Origin of the sequence: Providencia rettgeri, from assembly GCF_001874625.1 — a bacterium.
Lineage (GTDB): Bacteria > Pseudomonadota > Gammaproteobacteria > Enterobacterales > Enterobacteriaceae > Providencia > Providencia huashanensis.
This window is the reverse complement of record NZ_CP017671.1, coordinates 860,320-875,979: the sequence shown is the minus strand read 5'-3', so window position 1 is coordinate 875,979 and position 15,660 is coordinate 860,320. Positions and strand designations below refer to the sequence as shown.

The window sequence follows — 15,660 nt, the reverse complement described above, 5'->3', positions numbered from 1 at the left end:
TATGTATAAACATAATCAACCACATTACAGCTTGAAGTATAGTGAGCACATTCATGCTACTTGAAGTATAGATAATATAATTAGGGTTTAAATGTGATTTTCAAGGCTAACCTAGCTAAATTCACAAAAGTGTTAATTTAACGGCTTTAATTGACAAAAAACCCGCAGTAACACACTACGGGTTTTTTATTTTCTACAGCAAGAAAAAAATTAACCAGCTTGAACTTGGTTCATCAGCTCAGTAAAGTTAGTTTCTTTTTCTGTCACTTTAGCAACCGCCAGTACAGTTTCAACGGCTTGTTCTTCTAAAGCTAAGTTACGAACGCTGTTCATTAACTCTTCGTTTTTGCTATAGTATTCGATAACTTCAGCTGGATCTTCGTATGCAGATGCCATCTCTTCGATTAGCGCTTTAACGCGATCTTCGTCAGCTTTCAGCTCATTTTTGTTGATCACTTCGCCTAACAGCAGGCCGATAACAACGCGACGTTTAGCTTGTTCTTCGAACAGTTCACGTGGTAATTCCATCGCTTGTTTTTCATCACCACCAAAACGCTGTGCAGCTTGGCGACGCAGAACATCGATTTCACCATCAACAACCGCTGCTGGAACTTCGATGTCATTAGCTTTGATCAGGCCTTCTAATACTTGAGCCTTCACACGGTTACGAACTGCATTTTTCAGTTCACGTTCCATGTTTTTACGCACTTCTGCACGCAGACCATCTAAAGAACCATCAGCGATACCGAAACGCTTAATGAATTCTTCAGTGAATTCAGGTAATTCGCGCTGTTCTACTTTCTTCAGAACGATAGCAAATTTTGCTGCTTTACCTTTCAGGTTTTCAGCGTGGTAATCTTCAGGGAAGTTAACTTCAATCTCAAACTCTTCGCCAGCTTTGTGGCCAACAACGCCTTCTTCAAAGCCTGGGATCATGCGACCTTCACCCATAACTAATGCGAAGTCTTCTGCTTTACCACCTTCAAACTCTTCACCATCGATAGAACCAGTGAAGTTGATAGTGATACGAGAATCAGCTTCTGCTGCTGCTTCAACTTCTTTCCACTCCGATTGTTGCTTACGCAGAGTTTCTAACATGCTTTCCAGATCTTCATCTTTTACAGATACAGCCGGTTTTTCAACTTCAATCGTTTCTAAACCTGTTAATTCGATTTCTGGGTAAACTTCGAATTCAACTGAATAGACAAAATCTTTACCGTCTTCGAGTTGCTCTGGTTTGTAACTAGGCGCACCCGCTGGGTTGATTTTTTGCTCAATAATAGCGTTAATGAAGTTGCGTTGCATAACATCGCCCAGAACGTCTTGCATAACTGACGCACCGTAACGTTGTTTAACAATGTTCATTGGTACTTTCCCTTTACGGAAACCATCAATACGCACTTTTTTAGCAACGCTGACTAGCTCGCTATTTACTGCTTTTTCAATATCAGTGGCAGGAACGGTGATTGTTACACGACGCCCAAGGCCTTGAGTCGTTTCAACAGAAACTTGCATCTTCTTACCTCAAAATAAATCTTAGTGATCGGTCTACTCCAGAGTTATGCCATTAAATCATATTGGCTGTCTCCCTTCCAGAACCGGGGGCGTTACTTTCATAACGGTCATCCCTGATATCAGAAGCGTCCCGAAACCTTACTGAAAATTAGACGCAGCATTATACCGATGCATGCGCCCTGAGTCGAGAAAAGCTGAGAAAAGAAGCGATTTTTCCTCTTTATTTGTGACTTTTCTGACTAAATTTTTTATTTCCCTTCAAAATTTGAAGAAAAAATACTCATCAAACCCATCATAGGAATGATAAATTATCAAAAGAATAGTTTCAGTCTATTAACTGAAACTAAAAATTACCGGTTTACTCCACCAACACCACGACAGGCTGGCGATTTTAATGCCGTATTGGCAAGCTCATCCCATTCTTTTTGTGTATAAGTGTGCAAAGCAAGAGCATGGATGCCCCCCGCTAATTCATCGGCTAAAATAGCATAAATTTCACGATGACGAGCAAGCATTCGTTTATTCTCAAATTTATCGCTGACTAAAACTACCTTAAAATGGCTTTCTGAACCGGGTAATACATTGTGTTGATGACTTTCGTTGATCACATCTAAATGTGAAGGTTCAAAAGCAGTTTGTAATTTTTGGCTCACTCGATCTTGCATACTTTGCGATGCATTAGCGACCATAAAATACTCCTTAAATTGTGATTCTCTCTAGTATTGGTAAGTTCAGTAAACTATATTGCACATCTTAATTAATGTTGTCTTCTTATTATAGAAATACCCGATTATGATTTGGCAATGTTATGATAGCGATACGTTAGTGCGAATTTTTTTAAAAAATGTTGTCTAACCATTCAGGGAAAATAAACCACAACATTCTATATTGTATAACGGCTACCCGCACCATAACGAAACATTTTCAATTAGGAAAGATGAACTGGGAAAAATTATGTTAAAAAAACTGTGTTTTCCACTTGTTGCGTTGTTCCTGCTCGCTGGATGTGCAACTAGCAGCAACACGCTATCACTTGAACCGAAAATTGCTTTACCTGCTAAAAACCCGACATTAAATGCAACATCAATTAGTGTCAGTAGTGTTGATAACCGCACTAATAAGTCCTTAGCAGAAGTGAATCGTAATGGTAGCTTAGTCGTGCTTAACCCATCGCGTGACCCGCGTTACCTCATGCAAGAAGCAGTAGAAAAACAAATGGCAGCGCGCGGCTTCATGGTGACATCGCCTGCAAATGTGAATTTAGTGGTTCAATTGAATAAATTAGAGACTAAAGTTGCTGAAGGCAGTTTACGCCACAATATTACCGTCAACTCTAGCGTTAGTATTATAGCTACAGCACCGAATGGTTCGACCAAAACGCGTTCATTCACACGCAACTTTAATACGCAAGAATTGTTGGCTGCGAGTAATGCCAAAATAGAAACTGCTATCAATAGTGCATTGGCTGATTTAATTGCAGATATGGCTACAGACCAAGAAATCACCGATTTTATCAGACAGAATTCACGCTATTAATCGGGCAATCTACACTATAACGTATTAAGCTATCCAAGTTTTAATCACCATGACTTGGGTAGCCTAGCGCGGCGACTAGCTCCGCAGTGCAATGTCTCCCCAGTCAATGTATTGCAGCAATATAACATTAGGCCTAGAGGGGATTATGCCTCGTTTTACACTACCCAATAATATTACTTTAATTCTTTTAGGCTTTGTCTCAGGGCTGCCTTTAGCACTTACTGCGGGTACTTTACAGGCTTGGTTAACTGTTGAAAATGTTGATATCAGAACCATTGGTTTCTTTTCATTAGTCGGTCAAGCTTATGTATTGAAGTTTCTGTGGTCCCCTATGATGGATCGCTATACCCCGCCATTCCTCGGCCGACGCCGTGGGTGGTTATTAACAACTCAGATTTTGTTAATTATCAGTATTGCCGCGATGGGTTTCATGAACCCTTCTGAACACTTATGGTATCTTGCTGCGTTAGCTGTCACTGTTGCATTTTGCTCTGCCTCCCAAGATATTGTTTTTGACGCATATAAAACCGATTTACTCAGTGCAGAAGAACGTGGAATTGGCGCTGCGACCTCTGTGATGGGCTATCGGATCAGCATGCTCGTTTCTGGTGGGCTTGCACTTTGGTTAGCCGATAAGTTTTTAACCTGGAAACAACTCTACCTACTGATGGCAGGGTTAATGGTTATTGGTGTTATCGCAACACTGCTAGCCAAAGAACCTGAAGAAGATACTGCTCCTCCCACATCCCTAAAAAAAGCCATCTACGAACCCTTAGCTGAATTCTTTAGCCGCAACAATGCTTGGCTGATTTTATTACTGTTAGTGTTTTATAAACTCGGCGATGCCTTTGTAATGGCGTTGAATACTAACTTTTTATTGAATGCATTAGGCTTTAGCTTAAGTGAGGTTGGCACTGTCAATAAAACGGTTGGGATGGCAGCAACCATTATTGGGGCGCTTTTAGGTGGGTACCTAATGAAAAACATGAGCTTATTTAAGGCTCTGTTTCTTTTTGGGTTACTGCAAGGCGGGTCAAATATAGGGTATTGGTTTTTAGCAATCACACCTCCACACATTCTCACCATGGGTTCAATTATTTTTCTTGAAAATATTTTCTCTGGTATGGGAACAGCTGCATTTGTTGCCCTGTTAATGACATTGTGTAATAAATCATTGTCAGCAACGCAATTTGCACTGCTTTCAGCGCTTTCTGCTGTAGGGCGTGTATATATTGGGCCAATTGCTAGTATTTTTGTCAGTAATTATGGCTGGCCGCTTTTCTACCTAATTTCAATTGGTGTGGCTGTTCCTGGGGTTTTACTATTATTAGCTTGCCGAACCTCTTTGGTTTACACACAGACTACAGGCTTATTTCAGCGCCGTGAGTTATATGCCAAAGGTTATCGCTTTGCCGTATATGCTCTAATTACTGCGGTCAGTTTTCTATCTATTTGGCTGCTTTCGCTACTTGTGTTCTCATTTAGTGGCATGAAACTGTATTTATTTACAACACAAATTGAGTTTTGGTTGGCTCTCCCTAGTTATCAAAATCTAATATTTAATACAGGTATTAGTATTGGCGCTATCAGTTTAATTATAGGTGGTAGCTTAGATTTTCTAGCTGTCCGTAAAACGTCTCAATCCTAGTCCTTCATTAAATCCCCCCTCATCCATTAAATCAATTCCCTAAATAGAACTTATTAGTTTAGGGAATCTGATCTGTTGATTAAATTAGACCCAAATAGCAAATTTAACTAAATCCAACTCAATATCGTGATTACGATCACCATAAGACTGAAATATATTTCTTAATTGCAATTTTAAAGACTAATATATCACAAGTTAAAGGCTGACTGTCTAATGCGTTAACAGATAGCGTACAACCCAACCTTATTAATCATTAAACGAAAATAATCTATTATGAAAAAAATCATTTGCATAGCAACCTTAGCATCTATAGCCGGAACGGCATATTCTGACGATTTTATTGGCTATCAAAATGGCTTTGCTGATATCAATGTAAACTATTTAGATTGGTCACATCGTACTGAAACAAAAACAGAAACGACTACGCGTAAAAAAGACTTTGCTTATATTGAATTAGAGGGAGGAGCTAATTTTAATTGGGGTGAATTATATGGTTTTTTTGATCTAGAAAACCCGTTCCACTCTCAGCACACCGATTCCGGACGTAATCGCCGCTATACCATTAAAACAACTGGTCGTTACTATTTAGGTGATACGGGTTTTAATTTGTATGGTCATGTTTATGGAACTTGGTCATTGCCGGGAGCTAAATATGGTGGCAACTTCCATGACGTCAATACGCTATATGGTATCGGTTATAACACCGCATTTGGTGACTTGTGGTTTAAACCGTTTATCGCATTGAATTATACAGACCAAACATTCTATTCCGGAAATAATGGCTATGTCGCAGGTTGGGTTGCCGGTTATAATTTCAACGTGTTAGAAGAAAACTTTATGATCACCAACTGGCACGAAATGGAATTTGCAAGAAATAAACGCTATAACGGTGGCAAACGCGATGGCATAAATGGGGCGGTCGCTTTTTGGTGGAATGCAACCAAGCACTTATCTGCGGGTGTGCAATATCGCTATGCTGACAATAAGTTAGGGGATACTTTTTACCAAGATGCAATCATTTATACATTAAAGTATACATTCTAACGCGCTCCAGAAAATTGCATTAGCATTTAATGATTTTTCTTTTTTTATCAGTAAAGTAATAATTTTTCTTTACTATTTTGCTGATAAAACCATAAAAATGGTTTTATCAGCAATAAAAACCGTAACTTCCCTTAGCATTTTACTTATCATTCATATCAGTTCGCTTATTTTTATGCTTCTTTTGTATATATTTTTCTTTGAATAATTACTAAGATAATTTAGTATTAGCGGGCTTTTATCAATATATACTTATAATGCGTATCAATTTTAACTTTTTCTTTATAAGTTCTTTACATGTGATCATATTAACATAAAGAGCTAACAATTCCGTTTCTTTGCCTTACAATCATTTACACTCGCATAACCTTACCGTAAAATGCCCGCACTGATGAAACGACAATTAGAATCTTTGTCATTTGGGGTCGTGGATGAGACTTATGAACTACAAAAAAAGTATCGGAGCAATCTCACTCGTTGTAGCTGCCTTATTATTAGGTGGGTGCGATATGGTGTTGATGGATCCAAAAGGCGCCGTTGGCGTTAAACAAAAAGAGCTAATTCTTATTGCAATTGGCTTAATGCTTCTTGTTGTTATTCCTGTTATTTTCATGACGATCATCTTCGCTATGAAATATCGTGAATCCAACAAGTCAGCTACGTACCGTCCAAACTGGGCTCACTCAAATAAAATAGAGTTAGTCTGCTGGACTGTTCCTATCATCATTATCATTATTCTAGGTACTATTACTTGGAAAACAACACATGAGCTGGACCCATATCAGCCATTAGTTAGTGATCAGGAACCTGTCACAATCGAAGTTATTTCGGCTGACTGGAAATGGATATTTATTTATCCAGAGCAAGGTATTGCTACAGTTAACGAAATTGCATTCCCTACGGGTGTGCCAGTCAACTTCAAAATCACGTCAGATTCGGTGATGAACTCTTTCTTCATTCCATCATTAGGTGGCCAAATCTACGCGATGGCGGGTATGCAAACTAAGCTTCACTTAATCGCTAATGAACCAGGTACTTATAAAGGCTTCTCTGCAAGCTATAGTGGCCATGGCTTCTCTGATATGAAGTTTAATGCTATTGCAACTCCTGACCGCCAAGGTTTTGATGAGTGGGTACAAAAGGTAAAAGCTTCTCCTAAAACAATGGATACCATGCAGGCGTTCGACGAAGTCGCTAAGCCAAGCATGAACGTTCCTGTTACCTACTTCTCAAGCGTGAAACCTAAACTTTATGAAGATATCGTTCTGAAGTTTGGTCATGAGCACCATAAAGGTCACGCTCCTGTAGAAAATGAAGGTCATTCAATGACTGATCATAAAGAAACTACAGGCAATTCAATGCAAATGAGCCACAGTGCTCATGCAGCAGGCGCTGAGGAATAAGGGCATGTTCGGAAAATTAACACTAGATGCAGTTCCGCTCCATGAGCCAATTATCGTTGTCACACTGATTGGTATTGTCCTTGGTGGACTCGCACTGGTCGGTGCGATTACATACTTTGGTAAGTGGAAATGGTTGTGGAAAGAATGGTTGACTTCTGTTGACCATAAAAAAATTGGTGTCATGTACATCATTGTCGCTATGGTCATGTTGTTCCGTGGCTTTGCGGATGCGATTATGATGCGGGGTCAGCAAGTACTTGCTTCTGCTGGCCAAGAGGGCTTCTTAAACCCTCATCACTATGACCAAATCTTTACCGCACACGGCGTTATCATGATTTTCTTCATGGCAACTCCATTTGTTGTCGGTCTGATGAACCTCGTTGTACCTCTGCAAATTGGTGCACGCGACGTTGCCTTCCCATTCCTTAACTCATTGAGCTTCTGGTTCTTTGTAGTCGGTGTTGTTCTTATCAACATCTCTTTAGGGGTAGGTGAATTCGCACAAACAGGTTGGTTAGCTTATCCGCCACTATCTGGCTTGGAGTACAATCCGGGGGTCGGGGTCGATTATTGGCTCTGGAGTCTCCAGATATCCGGTATTGGTACACTATTAACAGGGGTTAACTTCATCGCAACTATTATCCGTATGCGTACGCCGGGTATGTCGATGATGAAAATGCCTGTATTCAGCTGGGCTGCGTTATGTACTAACGTATTGATTGTTGCTGCATTCCCTATCTTAACTGTGACGCTGACTCTTCTGACGTTAGACCGTTATTTAGGTACCCATTTCTTCACCAACGATATGGGCGGCAACATGATGATGTACATCAACCTGATTTGGGCATGGGGTCACCCTGAGGTGTATATCCTTGTTCTGCCTGTGTTCGGTGTATTCTCTGAAGTTGCAGCAACTTTCTCGAAAAAACGTTTATTCGGTTATACCTCATTAGTTTGGGCAACAATCGTTATCACCGTTATGTCCTTTATCGTTTGGTTGCACCACTTCTTTACGATGGGTTCAGGCGCGAACGTTAACGCCTTCTTCGGTATCGCCACGATGATTATCGCAATCCCAACAGGGGTTAAGATCTTCAACTGGCTGTTTACTATGTACCAAGGCCGTATCGAATATAAATCTCCAATGCTGTGGACTATCGGTTTCATCATCACCTTCTCTGTAGGTGGTATGACCGGCGTTCTGTTAGCCGTACCTGGTGCAAACTTCGTTCTGCACAACAGCTTATTCCTGATTGCCCACTTCCATAACGTTATCATTGGTGGTGTAGTATTCGGGTGCTTCGCAGGTATGACTTACTGGTTCCCGAAAGCTTACGGCTTCACGCTGAATGAGAAATGGGGTGTTCGTGCCTTCTGGTTCTGGATCATCGGTTTCTTCTTAGCCTTTATGCCGTTATACATTCTGGGCTTTATGGGTATGACCCGTCGCTTAAGCCAGAATATTGACCCGACTTATCATACAATGTTAGTCGTTGCCGCAGGCGGTGCTGCTTTAATCGCACTCGGTATTGCATGTCAAGTTATCCAAATCATTGTGAGTATCCGTGACCGCCATGAAAACCGTGATCTAACTGGTGACCCATGGGGTGGACGTACTCTTGAGTGGGCAACCTCTTCTCCACCACCATTCTATAACTTCGCGATTGAGCCACATGTTCAAACTCGTGATGCTTGGTGGGATCTAAAAGAAAAAGGTCTTGCTCATAAGAAACCAACTTCATATGAAGAAATTCATATGCCGAAAAATACAGGCGCAGGCGTTATTATCGCCGCATTTAGCTTGATTTTAGGTTTCGCAATGATTTGGCACATCTGGTGGATGGCAATCATTGGTTTCGGTGGAATGATCGTAACTTGGATTGCAAAAAGCTTCGACGAAGATGTTGATTACTACGTACCTGTGGCTGAAATCGAAGAAATCGAGAATAAGCACTTTGAAGAATTACGTAAGGCAGGTGTGAACGATGTCAACTAATACAATGACTAACCAAAATATCGCCCATGCTGAGCATGGGCACCACGATGCAGGTGGAACAAAAGTATTCGGTTTCTGGCTCTATATCATGAGCGACTTGATTCTGTTTGCTTGTTTGTTTGCTACCTATGTTGTTTTGGCCGATGGAACTGCTGGCGGTCCAGCTGGTAAAGATATCTTCAGTCTGAAGTTCGTATTAGGCGAAACTTTCTTACTCTTGGTAAGTAGTATCACTTACGGCTTCGCAATGATTGCGATGCATAAAGGTAAGATTGCTGCCGTTAACTTATGGCTGTTTGCAACGTTTTTGTTAGGTCTTGGCTTCGTTATCATGGAAGTTTATGAATTCCATGAGCTGATTGCTGAAGGTTTTGGTCCTGACCGTAGCGGTTTCTTATCTGGCTTCTTTGCACTAGTTGCAACGCATGGTTTACACGTAACTGCGGGTCTCATTTGGATTATTATCATGATGATCCAAGTTACTCGTCGTGGACTGACTGATGTAAACAAAACACGTTTGAATTGTCTAAGCCTGTTCTGGCACTTCTTAGACGTGGTTTGGATTTGTGTATTTACCGTTGTTTATCTTCTGGGGGCTATTTAAATGAGTCATGCAAAAGATGCTCACACTGGAGCAAGCCACGGTAGCGTTAAAACATACCTGATTGGCTTTATTCTATCAGTTATCCTGACCGTCATTCCGTTCTGGATGGTGATGGAAGGCACGGCGTCAACATCAACAATCCTCTGGACTGTTGTTGGCATGGCAGTTGTGCAAATACTGGTTCACTTAGTATGTTTCTTACATATGAATACCTCATCAGATGAGCGTTGGAACCTGGTTGCATTTCTGTTCACCATGCTAATTGTCGGCATTGTTGTTGTCGGCTCGCTGTGGATTATGTACAACCTGAACATCAATATGATGCTCGACTAAAGAGTTGCCGATATGTTTAAGCAATACCTGCAAGTGACCAAACCAGGAATTATATTCGGAAACTTGATTTCTGTGATCGGCGGTTTTTTATTAGCCTCTAAAGGCTCGATAGATTACCCGCTGTTCGTTGCGACTTTGCTGGGTGTATCACTGGTCGTGGCTTCTGGTTGTGTTTTTAACAACTACATCGACCGTGATATCGACCGTATCATGGAAAGAACAAAGAATCGCCCGTTAGTTAAAGGGCTGATTGACCCGAAAGTTAGCCTGATTTACGCAACTGTATTAGGTATTGCGGGTATGCTGCTACTACTTGTAGCAGCCAATGCTTTGGCAATGCTACTTGCAGTTATCGGTTTCATTGTTTATGTAGGCGTTTATAGCCTCTATATGAAACGTAAATCAGTTTATGGCACGTTGATTGGTAGTCTATCTGGTGCAGCACCACCAGTTATCGGCTACTGCGCTGTCACAAATGAATTTGATACAGGTGCATTGATCCTGCTATTAATTTTCAGCTTGTGGCAGATGCCTCACTCTTATGCCATTGCTATTTTCCGCTTCAAGGATTATAAAGCCGCAAACATTCCTGTGTTACCGGTTATCAAGGGGATATCTGTCGCTAAGACACATATTTTCCTATATATCCTAGCATTCATGGTCGCAACACTAATGTTAGCTATCAGTGGATATGCGGGCTATAAGTATTTAATCGTAGGTGCAGCAGTTAGCCTGTGGTGGCTCGGTATGGCTATTTCCGGTTTTAAAACCGAAAATGACGACCGTGTTTGGGCTAGAAAATTATTCATCTTCTCAATCGTAGCTATAACCTCATTGAGCGTGATGATGTCTGTTGATCCTATTGTTTCAAGCGATACTGTTATAGCTCTCGTCAGATAACTTTTCTAGTTACTGATGATAACTATGCCTAAACGGCGGGGTTTCCCCCGCCGTTTTCATTTACCATTCCTTGCGTTAATGACCCATTTTTACTTATTCTGCCTACCCTTATGACGCAATTTTATGGTTAAATAGCCCCTTGCTATTATAAGCTAGATATAAAACGCACTATTAAAAGCTATAATCCATTGATTTTATACATTAAAAATATCAGTTCTACTTATAAAGATTCAAAATAGATTGAATTATAGAAAAGCGACAAACGAAGATATCCTTGAGAACGTACATCAATATGTGACCTAGGTAGCTAAGAGATGCCAGCACCGCTACAACTCGAAATATGAAGAATATTATTGCAAGGCGGCAAACGAGGATATCTTAAGGAGCATACATCAGTATGTGACCTAAGGAGCCGAGAAAAGCCAACACCGCTACAGCTAACATACTGATAGTTTGGTTTAAATTATTTTGCTACAACATCACTTTTTTATTCAAAATAGTTCGTGTTGTAGCAAGGCGGCAAACGAGGATATCTTAGGGAGCATACATCAGTATGTGACCTAAGGAGCCGAGAAAAGCCAACACCGCTACAGCTAACATACTGATAGTTTGGTTTAAATTATTTTGCTACAACATCACTTTTTTATTCAAAATAGTTCGTGTTGTAGCAAGGCGGCAAACGAGGATATCTTAGGGAGCATACATCAGTATGTGACCTAAGAAGCCGAGAAAAGCCAACACCGCTACAGCTAACATACTGATAGTTTGGTTTAAATTATTTTGCTACAACATCACTTTTTTATTCAAAATAGTTCGTGTTGTAGCAAGGCGGCAAACGAGGATATCTTAGGGAGCATACATCAGTATGTGACCTAAGGAGCCGAGAGAAGCCAACACCGCTACAGCACGAAATATGAAGAATAAAAATGAATGATAATAAAATGACATCCACAGAGCTTAGATCCACTTGGGGGTTAGGTTCTGTTTTTTCCTTGCGCATGCTTGGAATGTTTATGGTTTTACCCATTTTGACCAGCTATGGGATGCATTTACAGGGCGCTAGCGAATTTTTAGTTGGTGTTGCTATCGGTATTTACGGCCTTAGCCAAGCCATTTTCCAAGTTCCTTTTGGCTTAATGTCAGACAAAATAGGCCGTAAGCCACTCATTATTATTGGGTTAGTGATCTTTATTCTCGGTAGCATTATTGCTGCATTAAGTGATTCTATTTGGGGAATTATCATCGGTCGGGCCCTTCAGGGAGCTGGGGCGATTTCTGCGGCTGTAATGGCATTACTTTCTGACTTAACCCGCGAACAAAATCGAACCAAGGCTATGGCATTTCTAGGCATTAGCTTTGGCTTAACATTTGCCATCGCATTAGTTTTGGGCCCTATTATTACCCATATGATTGGGTTAAATGGCCTATTCTGGGGGATCGCACTTCTCGCTGTCGGCGCTATCGCACTCACTATTTTTGTTGTTCCAGACACCAATACCCATGTTTTAAACCGTGAGTCAGCCTTTGTTCAAGGTAACTTAAAAACCGTTCTTGCTCAGCCACAATTACTGAAATTGAATATAGGTATTTTATGTTTACATACCTTGTTAATGTCGAGTTTTGTTGCCTTGCCACTCATTATGACAAAAGCTGGTTTTTTAGCCCCCGATCATTGGAAAGCCTACCTAGTTACCATGCTAATTGCCTTTGTAACAGTACTGCCTTTCATTATTTATGCTGAAAAATACCGCAAGATGAAGCAAGTCTTTCTATTTTGCATCGTACTGCTCGCTGCTGCTGAAGTGACATTATGGCTTTCAGGTAATCACTTATGGGTTATTTTCTTAGGTATTCAACTGTTTTTTATTGCCTTTAATATTATGGAAGCCATTTTACCATCACTGATTAGTAAGGAAGCTCCCGCTGGTTACAAAGGAACCGCAATGGGTGTTTACTCCACTAGCCAATTTTTAGGTGTCGCTATCGGTGGTATTGTCGGTGGGTGGTTATACAATTTTGAAGGGGCAAGCACTGTCTTTATTGGTGGCTTAATTTTAACGGTTATCTGGTTTGTTATTAGCTTAACAATGCAACAACCGCCTTATGTCAGCAGTATTCGCATCGAATTACCAAAACACATTGAAGATAGTCGCGCTCTTGAGCAAAAATTACAGGCACAAAATGGAGTCATGGAAGCGCTCGTTGTAGATGAAGAGTTAAGTGCTTACGTTAAAGTTGATAGAAAGATTATTAACAGGGAACAACTCGAAGCGATTATCAACTCACAATAAGCAATAAATAGTTAGCCCATAATAAATGGGCTAACTATTTAACATGTAAGTTTCACAATGATTAATCGCGAAAATTATTAAACTGGAAAGGTTGACCTAAATTACCACCACGCACGAGCGCCATAACCGATTGTAAGTCATCGCGAGCTTTACCTGTCACACGAACTTGGTCGCCTTGAATTTGCGCTTGTACTTTTAGCTTGCTGTCTTTGATCAATTTTATTATCTTCTTAGCAATAGCAGCGTCTATCCCTTGTTTGAATGTCACTTCAACACTATAGGTTTTCCCGCTATGTACAATATCATCTGGTACATTTAATACCGCACCATCAATACCGCGTTTTGCCATTTTTTCTCTTAAAATATCGACTAACTGAAGTACTTGGAAATCAGACTCACTGGTGATTTTCACTGACTCATTTTTGTCATTTAGTTCAAAGCTGGCTTCAACATTTTTGAAATCCCAACGGCTTGTTAGCTCACGCTGTGCATTTTCCACTGCGTTGCGCACTTCATTCATTTCAACTTCAGATACAATATCAAACGATGGCATAACTAAAACCTCGACTAATTATTTTTTAGGTTGCCCGCATAATACCGTCTTTGCTCCCCCTACTTCAAGTTATCAAGGACCACTAGATTTCGTTTACTACAACTCAACGTATTAACAGTATATACTAAGAAAAAATCACTTCCGCCTTACCTTATAAGACGTTAGAGATCCGATATGAAAGGGGAAACAATGAAAATAACCCTAATTGGTTGTGGTGCAATAGGTAAATTGTGGCTTTCCTCACTAACCTTGCAAGGGCACGAAACACAAGGTTGGTTACGTGTTGCTCAGTCTGATTTATTTGTCGATGTTAATGACCCCAGTGGGCGTACTTTCCGAGAACTTATTCCTTGCAATAATATTAACCATCTGCAAACAAGTGAGCTTGTTATCGTGTGTTTAAAAGCATGGCAAGTTTCCGATGCCCTACTCCCCTTACTTGGTAATATCCCTGAGAATACGCCAATTTTATTGCTCCACAATGGAATGGGGACAATCGAAGAACTCGCCCCTATACGCCACCCAATTTTAGCGGGTGTCACAACACACGCTGCTTGGCAAAAAAATAACCAAGTATTCCATGTCGCTCATGGTATTACGCATATCGGTGCAATTAATTCACAAGCACAAGCTTACTACCCAATTGCAGATATTTTACATGAAGCTTTACCAGACGTCGCTTGGCATAACCATATTCAAACAACCTGTTGGCGCAAACTTATCGCAAACTGCGTGATTAACCCGCTTACGGTTGAATATGACTGTAAAAATGGGCAGCTAATTGATTACCCAAAACAAATTTCACAAATCATAGATGAAATCTGCGCTGTTATGGAAGCAGAAGGGCTACATACCGATAAATCAGAGCTAACTGAGTATATATACAGCATTATTTATAATACTTCGGCTAACTATTCTTCTATGCTGCAAGATGTGCGCAATAACCGCCGTACCGAAATTGATTACATTACGGGTTTTTTAATCAAACAAGCGCGAGCTCATGGGCTTAGTACTCCTGAAAATGACCGCCTTTATCATTTAGTCAAAAATAGAGAACAACAATATGACGATTTCCGTTCTAATTTGCATCGCTCATGGTAGTGAAGAAATAGAAACCGTGACTAGCGCAGATTTATTAGTCAGAGCCGGTATTAATGTTACTTTAGCCAGTGTAACTGAGGATAGCTCCTTACAGGTTACTGCTTCTAGAGGAATGAAAATTGTCGCAGACACACCATTAATTAAAGTCGCAGATGAACCTTTTGACGCAATCGTACTTCCAGGAGGGCTTGCTGGCGCTGAGACTTTCCGTGATAGCCCTCTGGTTGTCGAAAAGGTTCGCCGCATGCATCTTGATGGCAAAATTGTCGCAGCTATTTGTGCAGCGCCAGCCATTGTATTGGAGTACCATCAACTATTCCCACTTGGCAATATGACGGGTTATCCTGCCATGAAAGATAAAATTTCAGCCAATAAATGGGTTGACCGCCGAGTTTATTTTGATGAGCGAGTTAATTTGCTAACGAGCCAAGGTCCCGCAACATCTTTTGATTTCGCCTTAAAATTAATCGAACTCTTAGTTGGTCGTGAAATTGCAGGGAATGTTGCCAGCCAGCTAGTTTTACCGAATGGGATCAACGATTATTTAGAAGATTAAATGGAAATTTATAACATCGCATAATAGGTTATCAGCTAACATTAACCCACTGAATAATAATGATTATCAAATAAAATCATCAGTAAAAAGACTTCGTTTATAGCCCTTTTTTGCTATTATCATAGTGGGTGCTTGGATCATTTTGGTTCAAGCATTTGCCAAAGCCAAAAAGACGAAAGCCCC

The 15,660-nt window shown here is 40.5% G+C and carries 14 protein-coding genes; 11 read left to right on the top strand and 3 right to left on the bottom strand.

Going from position 1 to position 15,660, the window contains the following annotated elements:
• Positions 1-210 precede the first annotated feature (210 nt).
• Both tig and bolA read right to left on the bottom strand, forming a co-directional pair.
• Positions 211-1,515, bottom strand: a complete 1,305-nt coding sequence (gene tig / locus RB151_RS03715; protein ID WP_071547713.1) for a trigger factor — start codon at positions 1,513-1,515, stop codon at positions 211-213.
• A 350-nt stretch (positions 1,516-1,865) separates the two neighbouring features.
• Entirely contained in the window at positions 1,866-2,204 is a 339-nt protein-coding gene (bolA, locus tag RB151_RS03710; RefSeq protein ID WP_071547712.1) for a transcriptional regulator BolA, read from the bottom strand.
• A gap of 265 nt (positions 2,205-2,469) precedes the next feature.
• On the opposite strand from bolA, the gene RB151_RS03705 reads away from it, so the two are divergent.
• From RB151_RS03705 to RB151_RS03665, 9 genes are all read left to right on the top strand, one after another.
• Positions 2,470-3,051, top strand: a complete 582-nt coding sequence (locus RB151_RS03705) for a YajG family lipoprotein (RefSeq protein ID WP_042846912.1) — start codon at positions 2,470-2,472, stop codon at positions 3,049-3,051.
• A 145-nt stretch (positions 3,052-3,196) separates the two neighbouring features.
• Positions 3,197-4,699 carry a muropeptide MFS transporter AmpG gene (gene ampG, locus RB151_RS03700; RefSeq protein ID WP_042846915.1) on the top strand — a complete coding sequence of 501 codons (1,503 nt, stop codon included), beginning with the start codon at positions 3,197-3,199 and terminating at the stop codon, positions 4,697-4,699.
• Between the two features lie 273 nt (positions 4,700-4,972).
• Entirely contained in the window at positions 4,973-5,743 is a 771-nt protein-coding gene (locus RB151_RS03695) for an outer membrane protein OmpK (protein ID WP_042846916.1), read from the top strand.
• Positions 5,744-6,171: 428 nt separating this feature from the next.
• Complete coding sequence (cyoA, locus tag RB151_RS03690) at positions 6,172-7,143, top strand: cytochrome o ubiquinol oxidase subunit II (protein WP_042846918.1); 972 nt, start codon at positions 6,172-6,174, stop codon at positions 7,141-7,143.
• A gap of 4 nt (positions 7,144-7,147) precedes the next feature.
• Positions 7,148-9,139 (top strand): cytochrome o ubiquinol oxidase subunit I, encoded by a 1,992-nt coding sequence (gene cyoB, locus RB151_RS03685; RefSeq protein WP_042846919.1) that lies wholly within the window; start codon positions 7,148-7,150, stop codon positions 9,137-9,139.
• Entirely contained in the window at positions 9,129-9,743 is a 615-nt protein-coding gene (locus tag RB151_RS03680) for a cytochrome o ubiquinol oxidase subunit III (RefSeq protein WP_042846920.1), read from the top strand. Before cyoB ends, RB151_RS03680 begins: the two co-directional genes overlap by 11 nt.
• Positions 9,744-10,076 carry a cytochrome o ubiquinol oxidase subunit IV gene (locus RB151_RS03675; protein WP_042846921.1) on the top strand — a complete coding sequence of 111 codons (333 nt, stop codon included), beginning with the start codon at positions 9,744-9,746 and terminating at the stop codon, positions 10,074-10,076.
• 12 nt (positions 10,077-10,088) lie between these two features.
• Positions 10,089-10,976 (top strand): heme o synthase, encoded by an 888-nt coding sequence (gene cyoE, locus RB151_RS03670; protein WP_042846922.1) that lies wholly within the window; start codon positions 10,089-10,091, stop codon positions 10,974-10,976.
• A gap of 926 nt (positions 10,977-11,902) precedes the next feature.
• Positions 11,903-13,267: an MFS transporter gene (locus RB151_RS03665; protein ID WP_042846923.1), complete on the top strand. Its 1,365-nt coding sequence runs from the start codon at positions 11,903-11,905 to the stop codon at positions 13,265-13,267.
• Between the two features lie 61 nt (positions 13,268-13,328).
• Here the strand turns inward: RB151_RS03665 and RB151_RS03660 are convergent, their stop codons facing one another.
• A complete protein-coding gene (locus RB151_RS03660) occupies positions 13,329-13,820 on the bottom strand; it encodes a YajQ family cyclic di-GMP-binding protein (RefSeq protein WP_042846924.1) in 492 nt (163 codons plus the stop codon).
• Between the two features lie 189 nt (positions 13,821-14,009).
• On the opposite strand from RB151_RS03660, the gene panE reads away from it, so the two are divergent.
• Both panE and yajL read left to right on the top strand, forming a co-directional pair.
• Positions 14,010-14,921: a 2-dehydropantoate 2-reductase gene (panE, locus tag RB151_RS03655; RefSeq protein ID WP_042846925.1), complete on the top strand. Its 912-nt coding sequence runs from the start codon at positions 14,010-14,012 to the stop codon at positions 14,919-14,921.
• Positions 14,884-15,477 carry a protein deglycase YajL gene (gene yajL / locus RB151_RS03650; RefSeq protein WP_042846926.1) on the top strand — a complete coding sequence of 198 codons (594 nt, stop codon included), beginning with the start codon at positions 14,884-14,886 and terminating at the stop codon, positions 15,475-15,477. The genes panE and yajL overlap by 38 nt, the downstream gene beginning before the upstream one ends.
• Positions 15,478-15,660: the final 183 nt, after the last annotated feature.

Coding starts and splice junctions, on each gene's coding strand:
- tig (WP_071547713.1), bottom strand. CDS start 1,515: ATGCAAGTTTCTGTTGAAACGACTCAAGGCCTTGGGCGTCGTGTAACA.
- bolA (WP_071547712.1), bottom strand. CDS start 2,204: ATGGTCGCTAATGCATCGCAAAGTATGCAAGATCGAGTGAGCCAAAAA.
- RB151_RS03705 (WP_042846912.1), top strand. CDS start 2,470: ATGTTAAAAAAACTGTGTTTTCCACTTGTTGCGTTGTTCCTGCTCGCT.
- ampG (WP_042846915.1), top strand. CDS start 3,197: ATGCCTCGTTTTACACTACCCAATAATATTACTTTAATTCTTTTAGGC.
- RB151_RS03695 (WP_042846916.1), top strand. CDS start 4,973: ATGAAAAAAATCATTTGCATAGCAACCTTAGCATCTATAGCCGGAACG.
- cyoA (WP_042846918.1), top strand. CDS start 6,172: ATGAGACTTATGAACTACAAAAAAAGTATCGGAGCAATCTCACTCGTT.
- cyoB (WP_042846919.1), top strand. CDS start 7,148: ATGTTCGGAAAATTAACACTAGATGCAGTTCCGCTCCATGAGCCAATT.
- RB151_RS03680 (WP_042846920.1), top strand. CDS start 9,129: ATGTCAACTAATACAATGACTAACCAAAATATCGCCCATGCTGAGCAT.
- RB151_RS03675 (WP_042846921.1), top strand. CDS start 9,744: ATGAGTCATGCAAAAGATGCTCACACTGGAGCAAGCCACGGTAGCGTT.
- cyoE (WP_042846922.1), top strand. CDS start 10,089: ATGTTTAAGCAATACCTGCAAGTGACCAAACCAGGAATTATATTCGGA.
- RB151_RS03665 (WP_042846923.1), top strand. CDS start 11,903: ATGAATGATAATAAAATGACATCCACAGAGCTTAGATCCACTTGGGGG.
- RB151_RS03660 (WP_042846924.1), bottom strand. CDS start 13,820: ATGCCATCGTTTGATATTGTATCTGAAGTTGAAATGAATGAAGTGCGC.
- panE (WP_042846925.1), top strand. CDS start 14,010: ATGAAAATAACCCTAATTGGTTGTGGTGCAATAGGTAAATTGTGGCTT.
- yajL (WP_042846926.1), top strand. CDS start 14,884: ATGACGATTTCCGTTCTAATTTGCATCGCTCATGGTAGTGAAGAAATA.